Origin of the sequence: Actinomyces urogenitalis DSM 15434, from assembly GCF_000159035.1 — a bacterium.
In the GTDB taxonomy this organism is placed as follows: Bacteria; Actinomycetota; Actinomycetes; order Actinomycetales; family Actinomycetaceae; genus Actinomyces; species Actinomyces urogenitalis.
Genome location: NZ_DS999575.1, coordinates 511,815 through 525,708, shown reverse-complemented (window position 1 = coordinate 525,708; position 13,894 = coordinate 511,815). Strand labels below are relative to the sequence as shown.

The following is a 13,894-nucleotide window of genomic DNA, read 5'->3' as shown; positions in this document are numbered from 1 at the left end:
GCCCGGGCCCCATCGCCCTGAAGGAGATTCCGCGATATCTTCCGCTCGCTCCGCACGCTCCCGGTAGCAGCCCGCCTGCCCTGTGGGCGGTGGGTGGAGACCAGGCCCGGCCGATAGAGCCTCCCTGCGGCAGCGTCCTGGTCATGGGACCGGCAGGATCAGGGCGCTCGACGGCGCTGCGGGTGCTGGAGTCCGTGTGTGTCGGCCAGGCCCCGCTGGTGGTTGACGACCTGGACCTGTGCACTGCGGCTGAGCTCGGCAGGGTCGAGCAGGCGCTGGCCGAGGGCCGCACGGTGCTGGCCTCCGCCCTGACCGAGCGGGTAGCCACGAGCTTTCGCGGCGCCCTGGCCGAGCTGCGAGCCAGGGCGGATCTGGTGGTGCTGTGGCCGGGCGTGGGACCAGCGGCCCAGGCTGCCGGCGTGAGCCTGCGCGCGGTCTGTGACCCGCAGGCACCCACGCAGCCCGGTCGCGGGGCGCTGGTGCGACGTGGGCAGGCCATGGCGCTCCAGGTGGCCTGCCCCGTGCCCGCAGGCGAGGCCGTCTCGCGGGTTCGTGCGTGAGGGGATGAGGAGCCCAGTGGCAGGTCGGCACCGCCGTGAGCGGGCCCTGGCGTCAGGCATGCGCGTTCACGGCCTGATTTCAAGGATGCGTACCTGTGAGGATCACGACAGCATCTCGGACGTAGGTCTCATCGTGCATCTCTTGCCCTCCCTGTGCCCACGTGTGAAGGTTTCCCCAGAACGCGGTCACCCGCTGTTCACCTTCGAGGCGCGCCGCCTCAGCTGAGCAGCTGACTGCAGCACGACCCCGAAGGGAGCCCTCATGGACTGGCGCAGCCAGGCAGCATGTCTCACAGTTGACCCTGAGCTCTTCTTCCCCGTTGGCAACACTGGTCCGGCCATCGCCCAGATTGCCCAGGCGAAGGAGGTCTGCGCCCGCTGCGACGTCGTCGACACCTGCCTGAAGTGGGCGCTGGAGAACGGCCAGGACGCCGGTGTCTGGGGAGGCATGAGCGAGGACGAGCGCCGTTCGCTCAAGCGCCGGGCCGCCCGCGCCCGTCGCTCCTCCTGACCCCCCGGCCTCACCCACGCAAGGCGCCCCCGAAACCGCGGTTTCGGGGGCGCCTTGCGTTGCCTTACCTGGCCAGCAGCCCTACGCTCAGGACTCCTGCAGCCGGGCGTGGACGACGACGTCGGTGCCCTGGCCGCCGTCGGCCGGCTGCCAGCTGATCGAGCCACGCAGCTCGCCACGCACGAGCGTCTGGATAATCCGGGTCCCCAGCCCCGTCATGATCGTGCCCGGAGCCACGCCAGCACCGTCGTCGATGACGTGGACCTCCAGGTGGCTGCCCTCGCGCTGCGCCGTCACCGTCACCACGCCGTCGCGGTCCTCCAGACCGTGCTCGACGGCGTTGGTCACCAGCTCGGCGAGGACGGTGGCCAGGGCCTGGGCGGCATCAGCCTCGACCACGCCGAACTTGCCCTCCAGACGCGTGGTGACCCGTCCCGTGGCCGTAGCCACCGAGGCCGCCCCGCGCAGGATGGAGGAGAAGACCTCGTCAAAGTCCACGGTCTCGTCGACGTTGTGGCTCAGCGCCTCGTGGACGGTGGCGATGGTCGCCACCCGGCGCTCGGCCTCGGCCAGAGCCTCACGAGTCTCGTCGTTGGTGGCGCGCCGTCCCTGCATGCGCAGCAGCGCGGAGACGGTCTGCAGGTTGTTCTTCACCCGGTGGTGGACCTCGCGGATGGTGGCGTCCTTGTTGAGCAGCACCTGCTCCCGGCGCCGAATCTCCGTGACGTCACGTACCAGCAGCACGGCGCCGGCGCGGTGTCCGCCCAGCGTCAGTGGGATGGAGCGCAGGGACAGGAAGGCTCCGCCGACCTCAACCTCGGTCAGCCAGGCCTGACGTCCCATGAGCACCACGGCCATGGTCTCGTCCACCGGCGTGCGCTCGGGGATGATCGAGGTCACCGCCTCGGCGAGCTGGCGTCCCTCCAGCTCACCGTCGATGCCCAGGCGGTGGAAGCAGGAGTAGGCGTTCGGCGTGGCGAAGCGGACCCGGCCCTCGTCGTCGAGGTGGACCACGCCGTCGGCCACGCGCGGGGTGCCGTGGCGCATGACGGTGCCGGCGCCACGGATGGGGAAGGTGCCTTCGGCAATCATGGTGCACAGGGAGTCGGCCAGGTCTTCCAGCAGCTTGTCCCCCAGGCGACCACCGCGGATCAGCCCGACCGAGGTCTCGCGCGTCATGATCGCCACCGCGTGCCCGTCGCTGACCACCGGCACGTACTCCTCGCGCACCGCCGTCGTCCCGGTCCACTCCGGGTCTGAGGCCACGAGGATCTGCTCGCCGTCATAGGCCTCGACCGCCATAGCCTCGCGGGCCGTGGGCATGCGCCGCCCGATGACGTCCTCGAGGTGGACCGTGTTGCCGCCTGAGGGCCGGCAGTGGGCGATGGCGACGAAACGCCCCGAGTCCGTCTTGGCCCACAGGACGAGGTCGGACACCGACAGGTCGGCAATCACCTGCCAGTCGGCAACGAGCTGGTGGAGCCAGTCCAGGTCGGCCGGGCCCAGGTCAACAAGGCCACGGATAGCGAGAGGCAAGAGGTTTGACACACGTGGATCGTACCGAGGCAGCCACGACCTGTGCAGGAGGGACCAGTAGGCCCTGAGCGCAAGAGCTCGCCGGATCGACGCACCTGGCGTGAGGTGGCCAGGCACCACGTGGCAGGATCAAGGCATGAAGAAGACCGTGACGATCACCTACCCCGCTACCACCGAGCGCGTGGCCGCGATGCTCGCTGACCCCCAGTACCTGCGCCAGCGCCTGGGCAGGATCGGCCTAGAGGAGGCCGACGTCGACGTCGCCGCCCGCGGCCGCGGTTTCGTCTCCACGCTCTCGGGCACGGTCCCGCCCAGCCGCCTGCCGCAGGCCGCCGCACGCTTCGTACGCTCCGCCGTCGGCTTCACCCTCAGCGAGTCCTGGGACGAGCCTGCCGACGACGGCTCTCGCCGTGGCAGCCTCGACGTCACCGTCTCTGGCGCGCCGGTGCGCCTGGGGGCGAGCTCGCGCCTGGCGGCCTCCTCCCCGCAGAGCACGAGGCTGACGATGGACCTGGAGCTGAGCGTCAGCGTGCCGCTGATCGGGCGGACGCTGGAGGACAAGGCGATGGGGATGGTCGGCGCCGTGGTCGCTGACGAGGAGAAGCGGGCTGCCGCCTGGCTCGCCCAGCACTGAGCCGGCGTCGCCCGTCCGCGGGCCAGGCTCACCGGCTCGGGGACGCCCGGGGCTGCTGCTCGGCCAGCCCCGGGCGAACACGCAGGCGCGCACTAGTCCTGCTGCCGGGTGCCGTGACACGATCAGGCCATGACTGACACGCCCGACATCATCACCCCGACCGAGACCAACTCCGTATGGGCTGAGCGCACCGGCACACGCCAGTACCTGGCGCACAACGCGCGCGGCGGCGAGGTCCGTGTGGGGATGGGGCCAGGCGAGTTCTCCCCCGGCGAGCTGCTCAAGATCGCCCTGGCGACCTGCAACACCCTGTCCGCTGACCACCGCCTGGCCAAGGCCCTGGGCGAGGACTTCGAGGCCAACGCCATCTGCGCCTCGATCAAGAACGAGGAGGAGGAGCGCTACTCCGACCTCGACGTCCAGATCGTCACGGACCTGTCCGCCCTGAGCCCGCAGCAGCTGGCGACCCTTCACGAGCGCGTCGAGGGCGCGATCGAGCGTGGCTGCACGGTGGGCCACACCCTGGACAAGGGCGCGGCGATCCGTCTGCACCTGCTCGGTGACGAGGACTGAGGCACGAGCTGTGGCACGCCGTTCTACCGCCTTCGAGCGCGCGCTGGACAAGGCGCTGGCGATCCCGGCACGCCGTATCGAGGACAACGTCGCCCATATGCGACGCGAGTTCCCTGGATCCGACGTTGCTGAGCTCACGCACCGCGCCGCTGACCGCTTCCGCACTGAGTCCGGCCTGACCTCCGGAGCCGTTGGCGCCTCAGCCGCGCTGCCTGCCGTGGGCACCGGTACCGCCGCAGCACTGACGGTTGGTCAGACGGCGGTCTTCCTGGCCAGCGCCGTCAAGTACGTCCTCACCGTCGCCGAGCTGCAGGGCATGCGCGTGGTCGACACTGACAAGCGCCGCGCCCTCGTGCTCTCCGCCCTCCTGGGGCCCGACGGCGCCGAGGCCATCCAGGGATCCCTGGGCCTGTCCACCCTGTACTGGGCAGCACAGTCCCTGGCCCAGATGCCGATGCCCACGGTGCGCTCCATCAACGCCCAGCTGGTGAGGCGCCTGGCCAAGCGTCAGGCCGTGCGCGGCGGGGCGCTGGTCCTGGGCCGCCTCATCCCCTTCGGGATCGGGGCTGCCATCGGGTGGAGCGGTGGACGCGCGTTGGCCAACCAGGTCATCGAGGGCGCCCAGGCGGCGCTGGGGCCCGCACCGCTTGATACTGACGCCATCGAGGTGATCGAGGCATGACACTGCCAGTCCAGGGCGTGGCCTGCGCCCCCACCCGTTACCCGAGCCTGGCCAGGCTCGGCCTGCAGGCCCCCCAAGACATCGACGTCGCCTATGAGGAGCTGCTGGCCGAGGTCTTGCTCGACGGCGCGCCCAAGGGCGACCGGACCGGCACCGGGACCCGCTCCCTGTTCGCCCGGCAGCTGCGCTACGACCTGTCCCAGGGTTTTCCTCGCGTCACCACCAAGTTCGTGGCGATGAAGGCGGTCAAGGGCGAGCTGCTGTGGTTCCTGCAGGGCGCGAGCAACATCGCCTGGCTGCACGAGCAGGGCATCACGATCTGGGATGAGTGGGCGGACGAGCACGGTGAGCTCGGCCCGGTCTACGGCGTCCAGTGGCGCTCTTGGCCCAGCCGCCGCGGCGAGGCGATCGACCAGATCACCCAGCTGATCCACACCCTGCGCCATGACCCGGACTCGCGCCGGATGCTGGTCTCGGCCTGGAACGTCAGTGAGCTGGGCGCGATGGCGCTGGCTCCCTGTCATGCCTTCTTCCAGTGCTACGTGGCTGACGGCCGCCTGAGCCTGCAGGTCTACCAGCGCAGCGCCGACCTCTTCCTCGGGGTCCCCTTCAATATCGCTTCCTACGCCCTGCTCACCCACATGCTGGCCCAGCAGGCCGGGCTGGAGCCTGGGGAGCTGGTGTGGACCGGCGGCGACTGTCACATCTACGATAACCACCTCGCCCAGGTGCGCGAGCAGCTCTCCCGTGTGCCCCAGGCCTATGCCTTCCCCACCCTGCGGCTGCGCCACGCCGAGTCCATCGACTCCTACACGATGGAGGACATTGACGCCTCGGCGGGCTACCAGCACCACCCGGTGATCAAGGCTCCGGTGGCGGTGTGAGCGGCGTCGGCGCCGTATGGGCCCAGGACGCCCACGGTGTGCTGGGCGCGGACGGTGACATGCTGTGGCGGGTGCCGGCTGACTTCCGCCACTTCAAGGCCACGACGCTGGGTGGCGTAGTCATCATGGGGCGCACCACCTGGGAGTCGATCGGTGCCGCGCTGCCCGGACGCGCCAGTATCGTGCTCACCCGCGAGCCTGGGTGGACGGCGCCTGACGCCGTCGTCGCCGGAGGGCTGGACCAGGCTGTGGAGCGGGCAGAAGACCTGCTTGCCGGGCTCGGCCCTGATCCACGTGAGGAGGCCGTGCGCGCCCTGCCGCGGCTGTGGGTGATCGGCGGCGGCAGCGTGTACGCCCAGGTACTGGCCGCGGGGTGCGTGGACGAGCTGGTCATCAGCGTCCTCGACCTCGACGCCGCCGAGCGCGCTCGTCAGCGAGGGTTGGCGCCCACCCAGCTGGTCCACGCCCCGCAAATCGACCCGGCCTCCTGGCACCTCACGAAGGCCAGGGAGCCGGGGTCGGTGAGCGACCCGCCGGGTACATGGCGCCCGGTGTCCGGCGATGCGCGCTGGCGCGTGGACCACTGGCGGCGCCGTTCCTGAGTACCCACCCGGTTTGACGCCCAGGCGGTGATGGACCAAGGTGGCGCCGTGCCCGAGACCACCCCGCTGCCCTCCTCCCAGCCACGCTCGTTGGCCGCCTCTGCGACGCTGCGTGCCCTGCTCATCATCGTTCTGTTGACCTACGTGGCCCAGAACATGCTCAACGTCTCCATCGCTCCCCTGTCCCGGGCCCTGGATCTGGCCGAGTGGGTGGTCGGGCTGGCGGTCTCCGCAGCAGCGCTGTTCGTCACGATGCTGTCCCAGTTCTGGGGTCGGCGGTCGGTGGCCTGGGGACGACGGCGGGTACTGCTGACCTCCCTCAGCCTCGCGCTGGTAGCCGGAGGCCTGTTCAGCGCGGCAGTCGCGCTGCGCGCGGCAGGGATCGTTGGCGCGGTGGCGGCCTCCGCCGCGATCGTGGCGGCACGCGGCCCGTTCTTTGGCTCGGCGGTGGCCGCTATCCCGCCCACCGGGCAGGCGCTCATTGCTGAGATCACGCCTGATGAGGCCAGCCGTGTCAGGGGGATGGCGGCGTTTTCTGGCTCGGTCCAGCTCTCGATCATGATCGGCTCGGTGGTCTCCTCGGCCTTGGCGGCCTGGTGGATCTTCGCTCCCGTCCATGCCACGCCGTGGTTCATCCTCATCGCCCTGGTGGTGGCCTGGCGCTGGGTGCCTCGCGACGCCACGGTGGCCTCTGCCGCCGGCCGATTGCGGGGCCTGCGCAGGCGCGCCGAAGGGGCTGACGCCGCGACCGACCGTGCCCTGCCTCCGCGGGTCTCCTGGTTCGACCCGCGTCTGAGAGCCTGGATCGGCGTCGGCCTGGGCACCTTCTTCACCGCCGGGGTCGTCCAGATCACGATGGGCTTCCTGGCTCAGGACCGCCTGGCTCTGCCTGCCCAGACCGCGGTGTCCGTGACCGGCCTCATGCTGCTGGCTAACGCCGCCGGCGCCATGATCACCCAGCTACTCGTGGTACCTCGCCTGCGGTGGTCCCCACAGCGCCTGCTGCGCACCGGGACCCTGCTGGGACTGATCGCGCTCATCGCGCTGGCCGCGGCGCCGTCGGCCTGGCTGCTGGCGGTCTCGACCTTCGCGCTCGGAGTCTCCTCCGGGCTGAGTGGGCCGGGCTTTACCGCTGGCGGGTCGCTCGCCGTGACCGCGGCGGAGCAGGGCGGCGTGGCCGGGGTCCTCAATGCCACCGGCTCGATGACGTGGATCGTTGCTCCGGTCACGGCGACGGCGCTCTACGGCTGGCAGCCGCTAGCGCCCTTTGTCCTGTCCCTGGTGGTGCTGTCCATCTCGACGCTTCTGGCCTGGACCCGGCTGGAGCGCCGTCGCGCGACCATCGCGTAGCAGCCCGCCATCGGCCTGGCTGACCGGCGCGCAGCTAGCGGCCTGGCTGGCCGGCGCGCAGCTAGACGAGGAAGGCGAGCCCCAGGGCCACGCCCGCGACCGCTGCGTAGCCGCTGCCGGCCCACACCAGGGCGGCGCCGAGCAGCCCCTGGACCGCGAGGAAGAGGTTGTAGAAACCCTGGTTGTAGGCGTAGAAGGCGTGGGGCCGTGCTTCCTCGGGGGTGCCGCCGAAGGTCTTGCGCGCCAGCGCCCCCTCCCAGGCGATGGACTCCATGTAGAAAATGAGGACGTGCAGCACGCTGGCGAGGACGGTCAGTACGAGGCCGGCGTGAGCCAGCACGGGAGTGAGGGCAAGCTCGGTCATGGCGCCGATCCATGTGCGCGCTGAGGCCGCACTCGCCGCTCCCCCATCGCACCGCCCGCTACCCGTCAGCGCCCTTCGCTACCCCGCCGCGCCATCCGCTACCCCATCGCGCCACCCGCTACCCATCAACGTCCATCGCTACCCCGCAGCACGCGCCCACGGATAGCCAAGAACACCAAGGGGTAGCGAAGGCCAGGTTGGGGTAGCAAAGGCCAGGTTGGGGTAGCGACGACAGTATTGGGGTAGCGGGTGTGGTTCGCCGGTGCCCTCGTACCGGCGTCGTCGGGCTCATAGGAACGTGCCTGGCTGCTCGACATAGCGTTGTGCCAATTGGGGCGTACATGCCAGCCGCTGGGAGGCACGCCCCAATCAGCAAAGCACGTCACCCTGGAGAATCAGCCGGCCCATGCCAGATGCCGCTGCCCGAGCTACTCCTCGGCAGGCACGCACCATCCGGCCAAGTACGCCCTCATTCACCAAGCACGCCCCAATCAGCAAAGCACGGCGCCATCCGGATACTGGGAAGCCGTACAACTGGGAGGAGACCTCAGAGTCGGAAACTTCCAGCCTTCTCGCTGGGAACCCACACAACTGGAAGAAGGCCGCCAGGGGCGGGGACTTCCAGCACCCCCTCGCGGGGAACCCGCACAACTAGGAGAAGGCGGGCGCCGGGGCCGGGCCCCACCCAGGTCCTTGTCCCCTCACCGGCGCCCTCACCCCCGCGAGCACCTCCGCTACCCCGCCCTTTGCCGGTGTCTCCCCTCGCCCGTCCCTCTCCTGCGCCCTCGCCTCGCTGGAGCCCGTGTAGGGTGCTGGTGCCCGCGATCTCACGGCGACACTGACCCGGAGGAGGACCCGTGACCGCTCCCGAACGCATTACCTCGGCGCTGCGCCGGGCTATCCGCCAGGGGGAGCTTGCCCCGGGCAGCCTGCTCCCCCAGGACGAGCTCGCCCGCCGCTTCGAGGTCTCGCGCAACCCGCTGCGCGAGGCGCTGGCCGTCCTGGCCGGTGAGGGCCTGGTGGAGCTGCGCCCGGGCCGACGCGCCGTTGTCCGCCGCCTCACGCCAGCCGAAGTCGCCGAGCTCTACGACCTGCGCATCGCGATCGAGCCGACGCTGGCCGTTCCCGTGGTCGACGCCGCCTCGCCGCGTGCGCTGGCCAGTCTGCGCGAGCTCGCCGCGGTCACCCAGGCAGCCGAGGATCACAACGACTGGCTGGAGGCGAACTACGAGTTCCACCAGGCGCTGTACGCCCTGGCCGAGCGCCCTCGCACCCAGGCGTTGTGCGTCCAGCTGCTGGGAGCCTCCCAGCCCTACTCAGCGCTCAACATCGGCACGCTCGGCGGTCGGGCCAAGGCTGAGGCCGAGCACCGCCAGATGATCGAGGCAATCGACCAGCGCGACCCTGCCAGGCTGGCCGAGCTCTTCTGCCAGCACCTGCGTAACGCCCGGGACGCCCTCCTGGCATCCATGGCCGAGTAGGAGCCGCAGACACCGGTGGCGGGCACCCCACAGTGGGGTGCCCGCCACCTCGCGCCCGTCCGACGGCGTCGCTTCAGCACGCCGGCGGGAGCCCCCGCGTGTCTGCGGCGCCACGCCTCGCAGGCGGTCCGTCACGCTTCGCAGGCCGTGTGTCCCGTCTCAGGGCCGGCCGACCCCGTGCCACAGCTCGGTCATCATCCGGTAGTCACCGGCCGCGTCGAAGTCCTCACCCGCCACGGCGACGACGGCGCCCTGGCCAAGCCTGAGCTCCTCGACCCGCTCGGGTGCCGGGGCCTGCCCCGCTGGCAAGGCCGGCCAGCCGGGCTCACCGTCGGTGGCCATGTCCAGCACCCAGCCACGTACCTGCGCGTCACGGGCCTTCATCGCCGGGGTAGACTGCGGCCAGCTCGAGCCCAGCAGCGCCGGACCGTCACAAGCGTGACCCGCCTGGGCGCCGTCAGCCCGCCCGGTCATCGCCAGGTAGGCGGTACCGCCGGCTGCCGCCTGGGCCAGCGCAGCCCGCGCGGCCGGGAGGCGGTAGATCCAGTCGGTGAGCATGCGCTGACGCACCAGGCCTGGCGTGCTGCCCGCCTCACCCGTGGGAGCCTCAGGCAGGCTCGCGTAGTGCGTCACCAGGGCCTCAGCCTGTGTCCGCTCGACCCCCAAGTCCTCGATCTCGCTGCGCACAGCGTCCAGATCCACCGGGTCGAAGACCTCGGGGTTGCGGAAGGCGGAGATCTCGTCCCGGGTGGAGCACACGAGGATCGGCGTCAAGGCAGCCCGTCCCGCCTCCAGTGCACGCATGGGGTGCATGGCGAGTACACCGGTCGGCTCTGCGGAGTCGTCCACGATCCCCAGTGCCTGGGGCGCGGTGGAGTTGCGCTGCCCGATGTCCGAGACGGCGATCGTGGGCTGGGCCGCGAAGAGATCCGCCAGATCCGCCCGTCGCAGGGCCTGGGGATCGTGCTCGACGCCGAGCTCACGCAGGAAGGCGGCCGTCATCTCTTTGGCGCGCCATCCTGGGACCACGCGACTCATCCCGCCCGAGGCCAGAACGAGCCCGCTGTAGAGCCCCGCAGCCTCATCGATCGCGGGCAGAGCACCGGCGATGAAGGCGCCGGCGCTCTCCCCCACCACTGTGACCCGGCTCGGGTCCCCGCCGAAGGCTGCGATATGACGCCGGATCCAGCGCAGCGCGAGCACGGCATCGCGCAGGCCGAGGTTAGAGACTCCGTTGTAGCCGCCCAGGTGGGACAGCGAGAGGAATCCCAGCACGCCGGTGCGGTAGTTGGGAGCCACCGCGATGACTCCTCCGGTGCCAGCGAGCGCCGAAGCGTCGGAGAAGGCAGAGGAGTTCGCGCCGTGCTCGAAGCCGCCGCCGTAGATCCACACGACCACTGGCAGGGGCTCCTCGCCAGCCTCCTGGGGTGCCCAGACGGTGAGGTTGAGGCAGTCCTCGCTCACCGGCGCACCCGGGTCCTCGTAGTAGGGCAAGGGCTGGGCTGGGGCAGGCCCGGCAGTCAGGGCCTGGCCTGGCAGGACGTCCACCGCCCGCGCAGGCTCGAAGCGCTCAGCGCTGGCATAGGGGATCCCAGCCCAGCGACGCACCGGTCCGGTCGAGGCCTGGATCGTGCTGCTCAAGGGCAGGCGGGGCTGGCTCATCTCCGGCTCAGGCACGGCTCGCCACCGCCTCATCGCTGCCCTCGGTCAGGGCCGGGCCCTGGTCCTCACGCGCGCTGGATCGGTCAAAGACGAGCTTGCGGCCGGCGACGATGACCAGCAGCACCAGGGCGTAGGCCACCGCGTAGGAGACGACGTTGATGGTCAGGGACAGCTCGTAGCCTCCGGTGGAGTCGTGGAGCAGGCCGTGGACATAGACCATGATGGCGTTGCCCAGCGCCCCGAACAGGGAGACAGTGGACCAGATCGTGGCATAGTCCAGGCCGCCGAAGACACGGCGTACCAGCAACGGCAGGCCCACGAGCGCAAAGCCCTGCCCCATGCCGGCAGCGAAGGAGGCCACGGACAGCGGGCTCTGGCCGGAAACCAGGAGAAGCCCAGCCCAGCCGCCACCACCGATGAGCGCGAAGACCACCAGGGCGATGGGAGCCGGCATGTGGTCCAGCAGCACGCCGATGACGAACTTGCCCGCTGCCGCGCCCAGCAGGAGTGCGGAGAAGACGGCGCCGGTCGCCACCTCGGACAGGCCGCCGAGGTTGAGATAGGTCGGCACGTGCTGGACGAGGGAGGCCACGCCCTGGAGCAGCAGCACGATGACGACGAAACCGACAAAGGGCGCGCTGCGGTAGGCGCGGCGTGCCGGGACGCCGGAGTCAGCCGACTGCGCCGTGCTCGTGGTCGGGTCGTAACCGTAGGGGATGTCGACACCAGGGCGGCGCAGGCGCGTGATGAAGATGGTGAAGGGCAGAATCGTCACGCTCATGACGATCGCGGTGAGCACATAGGCCTGGCGCCAACCGTCCTGGGCAATCCACGAGCCGACCATCGGGGAGAAGATCGATCCGCCCACAGCCGTGAGCGCCCCGGTGATTCCCATAACCAGGCCCAGCTGCTTCTCAAACCAGTTGGCCAGCAGGATAGCGATGGACATGGAGACCGCCACCGTCTTGGTCACGCCCTGGACCAGTCCCACGAGGTAGAGCACCCACATGTCCTGGGCCGCAGCACCCAGCAGGTAGGTCGCCGCGGTCAGGGCGAAGGAGGTGGTCAGCAGGATGCGGGCGTCGACCTTGGCGAAGAGCTGACCGGTGACGGCCAGGATCGCGGCGCCAGCCAGGGAGCCGATGGTGGACATGAGGGAGACCTGCGAGATGGTCACTCCCAGGTCCTCGGAGATCGCCGTCCAGTACAGGCTGGCGGTGTTGATGGTCAGTCCGAATCCGACGACGGACAGGACGCAGCAGGCCACGAAGACCCACCAGGCGTAGTGAATGCGCTTCACAAGACACTTCCTTGTGCGAGGGGAGATTCTCCCGGGGCGGAAGAACTGCCCAAAGTGAACGCACTTTTGATTTCTGTACGCATTTTGAGGTGGCTTACAGGACGACGCCGCCCCGCACCTTCCAGCAGAAAGGTGCGGGGCGGCGTCGTTCAGCGCTGCGGGCAGCGACGAGCTAGCGGGCCGTGGCAGCCTGCGACGGCGACTGGCTCACTCGTCCGCGGCCGAGGGGTGGGTCATGTCAGCCGGGACCACCCAGGCATCGAACTCCGCCTCGGTGACGAAACCGAGCTCCAGGGCCGACTCGCGCAGGGACAGGCCCTTGTGGTGGGCGTTCTTGGCGATCTTGGAGGCCTTGTCATAGCCGATGTGGCGGTTGAGGGCCGTGACCTGCATGAGGTTCTTGTCCAGGTTCTCCTGGATCTTGGCGCGGTTGGGCTCGATGCCGTAGGCGCAGTGCTCGTCGAAGGACACGCAGGTGTCCCCCAGCAGCTGGATGGACTCCAGCACGCACCAGGCCATGACGGGCTTGAAGACGTTGAGCTGGAAGTTACCCTGCGAGCCGGCGAAGCCGACCGTGGCATCGTTACCGAAGACCTTGACGGCGACCATGGTCATGGCCTCGCACTGGGTGGGGTTGACCTTGCCAGGCATGATCGAGGAGCCGGGCTCGTTCTCGGGGATGATGAGCTCACCGATGCCGTTGCGCGGACCGGAGGCGTACCAGCGCACGTCGTTGGCGACCTTCATCAGGGCGTCAGCCAGCACACGCAGCGCGCCGGAGACGAGCACGAGGGCGTCGTGAGCACCCAGCGCCGCGAAGAGGTTGTCCGCCTGCTTGAACTCGATGCCGGTCTCCTCGGAGATCTTCTTGGCAGCCAGCTCACCGAACTTGGGGTGGGCGTTCAGGCCCGTACCCACCGCGGTACCACCGATGGCGAGCTCCCGGGCGCGCGAGTCGGCGTAGCGGATGCCGTCCAGGGCGAAGTCGATCTGGGCGACCCAGCCGGAGATGACCTGGCCCAGGCGGATCGGGGTGGCGTCCTGCAGGTGGGTGCGGCCCACCATGATGACGTCGTCGAACTCCTTGGCCTTGGCGTCCAGGGTGTTGCGCAGCCGCTCCACGCGCGGGTACATGCGCTGCAGCTCGTCGACGACGGCGATGTGCATGGCCGTGGGGAAGGTGTCATTGGAGGACTGGCCACGGTTGACGTGGTCGTTGGGGTGGACCGGAGTCTTGGAGCCCATGACCCCGCCGGCCAGCTCGATGGCGCGGTTGGAGATGACCTCGTTGGAGTTCATGTTCGACTGCGTGCCCGAGCCGGTCTGGAAGACGACGAGCGGGAAGTGGTCGTCCAGCTTGCCGGAGATGACCTCGTCACCGGCCTGGGCGATGAGGTCGGCGATGTCACGTGGCAGCTCGCCCAGCTCGGCGTTGGCCAGGGCGGCGGACTTCTTGAGCACGCCGAGCGCCTTGATGAGGGGACGGGACAGGACGAAGGTCTCGCGCCCGATGTTGAAGTTGGTCAGGGAACGCTGCGTCTGCGCGCCCCAGTAACGGTCAGCGGCGACCTCGACGGCGCCCATGGAGTCGGTCTCGGTGCGCGTTGCAGCGCTGGTCTCAGATGCCATGGGACCAGGCTAGCCGGGCACGCGCCGCCCGGCACGGGGACGGGTGTCCTACTCCTGCCGGCCCAGCACGCCAGGCCGGGCGAAGACGGCGGTGGCAGGAGGGGACCAGTGTCCTCTCCCGCCACC

Annotated in this window: 13 protein-coding genes and 1 pseudogene; 9 read left to right on the top strand and 5 right to left on the bottom strand. The window is 69.9% G+C overall.

Going from position 1 to position 13,894, the window contains the following annotated elements; genetic code table 11:
• Positions 1 to 560 (top strand): annotated as a pseudogene (locus HMPREF0058_RS12805) (FtsK/SpoIIIE domain-containing protein); the annotation flags it as partial.
• A 262-nt stretch (positions 561 to 822) separates the two neighbouring features.
• Positions 823 to 1,071 (top strand): WhiB family transcriptional regulator, encoded by a 249-nt coding sequence (locus HMPREF0058_RS08120; protein WP_006549291.1) that lies wholly within the window; start codon positions 823 to 825, stop codon positions 1,069 to 1,071.
• 87 nt (positions 1,072 to 1,158) lie between these two features.
• Here the strand turns inward: HMPREF0058_RS08120 and HMPREF0058_RS08115 are convergent, their stop codons facing one another.
• Entirely contained in the window at positions 1,159 to 2,619 is a 1,461-nt protein-coding gene (locus HMPREF0058_RS08115; protein ID WP_024035037.1) for a sensor histidine kinase, read from the bottom strand.
• 124 nt (positions 2,620 to 2,743) lie between these two features.
• Between HMPREF0058_RS08115 and HMPREF0058_RS08110 the strand changes: the two genes are divergently transcribed.
• The 6 genes from HMPREF0058_RS08110 to HMPREF0058_RS08085 all read left to right on the top strand — a co-directional run bounded on the left by HMPREF0058_RS08110 (position 2,744) and on the right by HMPREF0058_RS08085 (position 7,332).
• Positions 2,744 to 3,241, top strand: coding sequence for a DUF2505 domain-containing protein (locus HMPREF0058_RS08110; protein WP_006549289.1), 498 nt, complete (start codon positions 2,744 to 2,746; stop codon positions 3,239 to 3,241).
• A gap of 129 nt (positions 3,242 to 3,370) precedes the next feature.
• Positions 3,371 to 3,814: an OsmC family protein gene (locus HMPREF0058_RS08105; protein ID WP_006549288.1), complete on the top strand. Its 444-nt coding sequence runs from the start codon at positions 3,371 to 3,373 to the stop codon at positions 3,812 to 3,814.
• 10 nt (positions 3,815 to 3,824) lie between these two features.
• On the top strand, positions 3,825 to 4,496 hold the full coding sequence (locus tag HMPREF0058_RS08100; RefSeq protein ID WP_006549287.1) for a hypothetical protein: 672 nt from the start codon (positions 3,825 to 3,827) through the stop codon (positions 4,494 to 4,496).
• Complete coding sequence (locus tag HMPREF0058_RS08095) at positions 4,493 to 5,380, top strand: thymidylate synthase (RefSeq protein WP_006549286.1); 888 nt, start codon at positions 4,493 to 4,495, stop codon at positions 5,378 to 5,380. Before HMPREF0058_RS08100 ends, HMPREF0058_RS08095 begins: the two co-directional genes overlap by 4 nt.
• The gene (locus HMPREF0058_RS08090; RefSeq protein WP_006549285.1) at positions 5,377 to 5,982 is read left to right on the top strand and encodes a dihydrofolate reductase; all 606 of its coding nucleotides are present in this window, start codon (positions 5,377 to 5,379) and stop codon (positions 5,980 to 5,982) included. The genes HMPREF0058_RS08095 and HMPREF0058_RS08090 overlap by 4 nt, the downstream gene beginning before the upstream one ends.
• 30 nt (positions 5,983 to 6,012) lie before the next feature.
• A complete protein-coding gene (locus tag HMPREF0058_RS08085) occupies positions 6,013 to 7,332 on the top strand; it encodes an MFS transporter (protein ID WP_006549284.1) in 1,320 nt (439 codons plus the stop codon).
• Positions 7,333 to 7,393: 61 nt separating this feature from the next.
• Here HMPREF0058_RS08085 and HMPREF0058_RS08080 read toward each other — a convergent pair whose 3' ends face one another.
• Complete coding sequence (locus HMPREF0058_RS08080) at positions 7,394 to 7,696, bottom strand: DUF1304 domain-containing protein (protein ID WP_006549283.1); 303 nt, start codon at positions 7,694 to 7,696, stop codon at positions 7,394 to 7,396.
• Between the two features lie 857 nt (positions 7,697 to 8,553).
• Here HMPREF0058_RS08080 and HMPREF0058_RS08075 point away from each other — a divergent pair.
• A complete protein-coding gene (locus tag HMPREF0058_RS08075) occupies positions 8,554 to 9,177 on the top strand; it encodes a GntR family transcriptional regulator (RefSeq protein ID WP_006549281.1) in 624 nt (207 codons plus the stop codon).
• A 159-nt stretch (positions 9,178 to 9,336) separates the two neighbouring features.
• Here HMPREF0058_RS08075 and HMPREF0058_RS08070 read toward each other — a convergent pair whose 3' ends face one another.
• From HMPREF0058_RS08070 to fumC, 3 genes are all read right to left on the bottom strand, one after another.
• Positions 9,337 to 10,854, bottom strand: coding sequence for a carboxylesterase family protein (locus HMPREF0058_RS08070; RefSeq protein ID WP_169305830.1), 1,518 nt, complete (start codon positions 10,852 to 10,854; stop codon positions 9,337 to 9,339).
• Positions 10,847 to 12,139 carry an MFS transporter gene (locus HMPREF0058_RS08065; protein ID WP_006549279.1) on the bottom strand — a complete coding sequence of 431 codons (1,293 nt, stop codon included), beginning with the start codon at positions 12,137 to 12,139 and terminating at the stop codon, positions 10,847 to 10,849. Before HMPREF0058_RS08065 ends, HMPREF0058_RS08070 begins: the two co-directional genes overlap by 8 nt.
• A gap of 207 nt (positions 12,140 to 12,346) precedes the next feature.
• Positions 12,347 to 13,768, bottom strand: a complete 1,422-nt coding sequence (fumC, locus tag HMPREF0058_RS08060) for a class II fumarate hydratase (RefSeq protein ID WP_006549278.1) — start codon at positions 13,766 to 13,768, stop codon at positions 12,347 to 12,349.
• Positions 13,769 to 13,894 lie beyond the last annotated feature (126 nt).

What these genes read in the sequence shown, in the direction of transcription:
- HMPREF0058_RS08080 (WP_006549283.1), bottom strand. Translation starts at nt 7,696, where the DNA reads ATGACCGAGCTTGCCCTCACTCCCGTGCTGGCTCACGCCGGCCTCGTA.
- HMPREF0058_RS08110 (WP_006549289.1), top strand. Translation starts at nt 2,744, where the DNA reads ATGAAGAAGACCGTGACGATCACCTACCCCGCTACCACCGAGCGCGTG.
- HMPREF0058_RS08120 (WP_006549291.1), top strand. Translation starts at nt 823, where the DNA reads ATGGACTGGCGCAGCCAGGCAGCATGTCTCACAGTTGACCCTGAGCTC.
- fumC (WP_006549278.1), bottom strand. Translation starts at nt 13,768, where the DNA reads ATGGCATCTGAGACCAGCGCTGCAACGCGCACCGAGACCGACTCCATG.
- HMPREF0058_RS08095 (WP_006549286.1), top strand. Translation starts at nt 4,493, where the DNA reads ATGACACTGCCAGTCCAGGGCGTGGCCTGCGCCCCCACCCGTTACCCG.
- HMPREF0058_RS08105 (WP_006549288.1), top strand. Translation starts at nt 3,371, where the DNA reads ATGACTGACACGCCCGACATCATCACCCCGACCGAGACCAACTCCGTA.
- HMPREF0058_RS08085 (WP_006549284.1), top strand. Translation starts at nt 6,013, where the DNA reads ATGGACCAAGGTGGCGCCGTGCCCGAGACCACCCCGCTGCCCTCCTCC.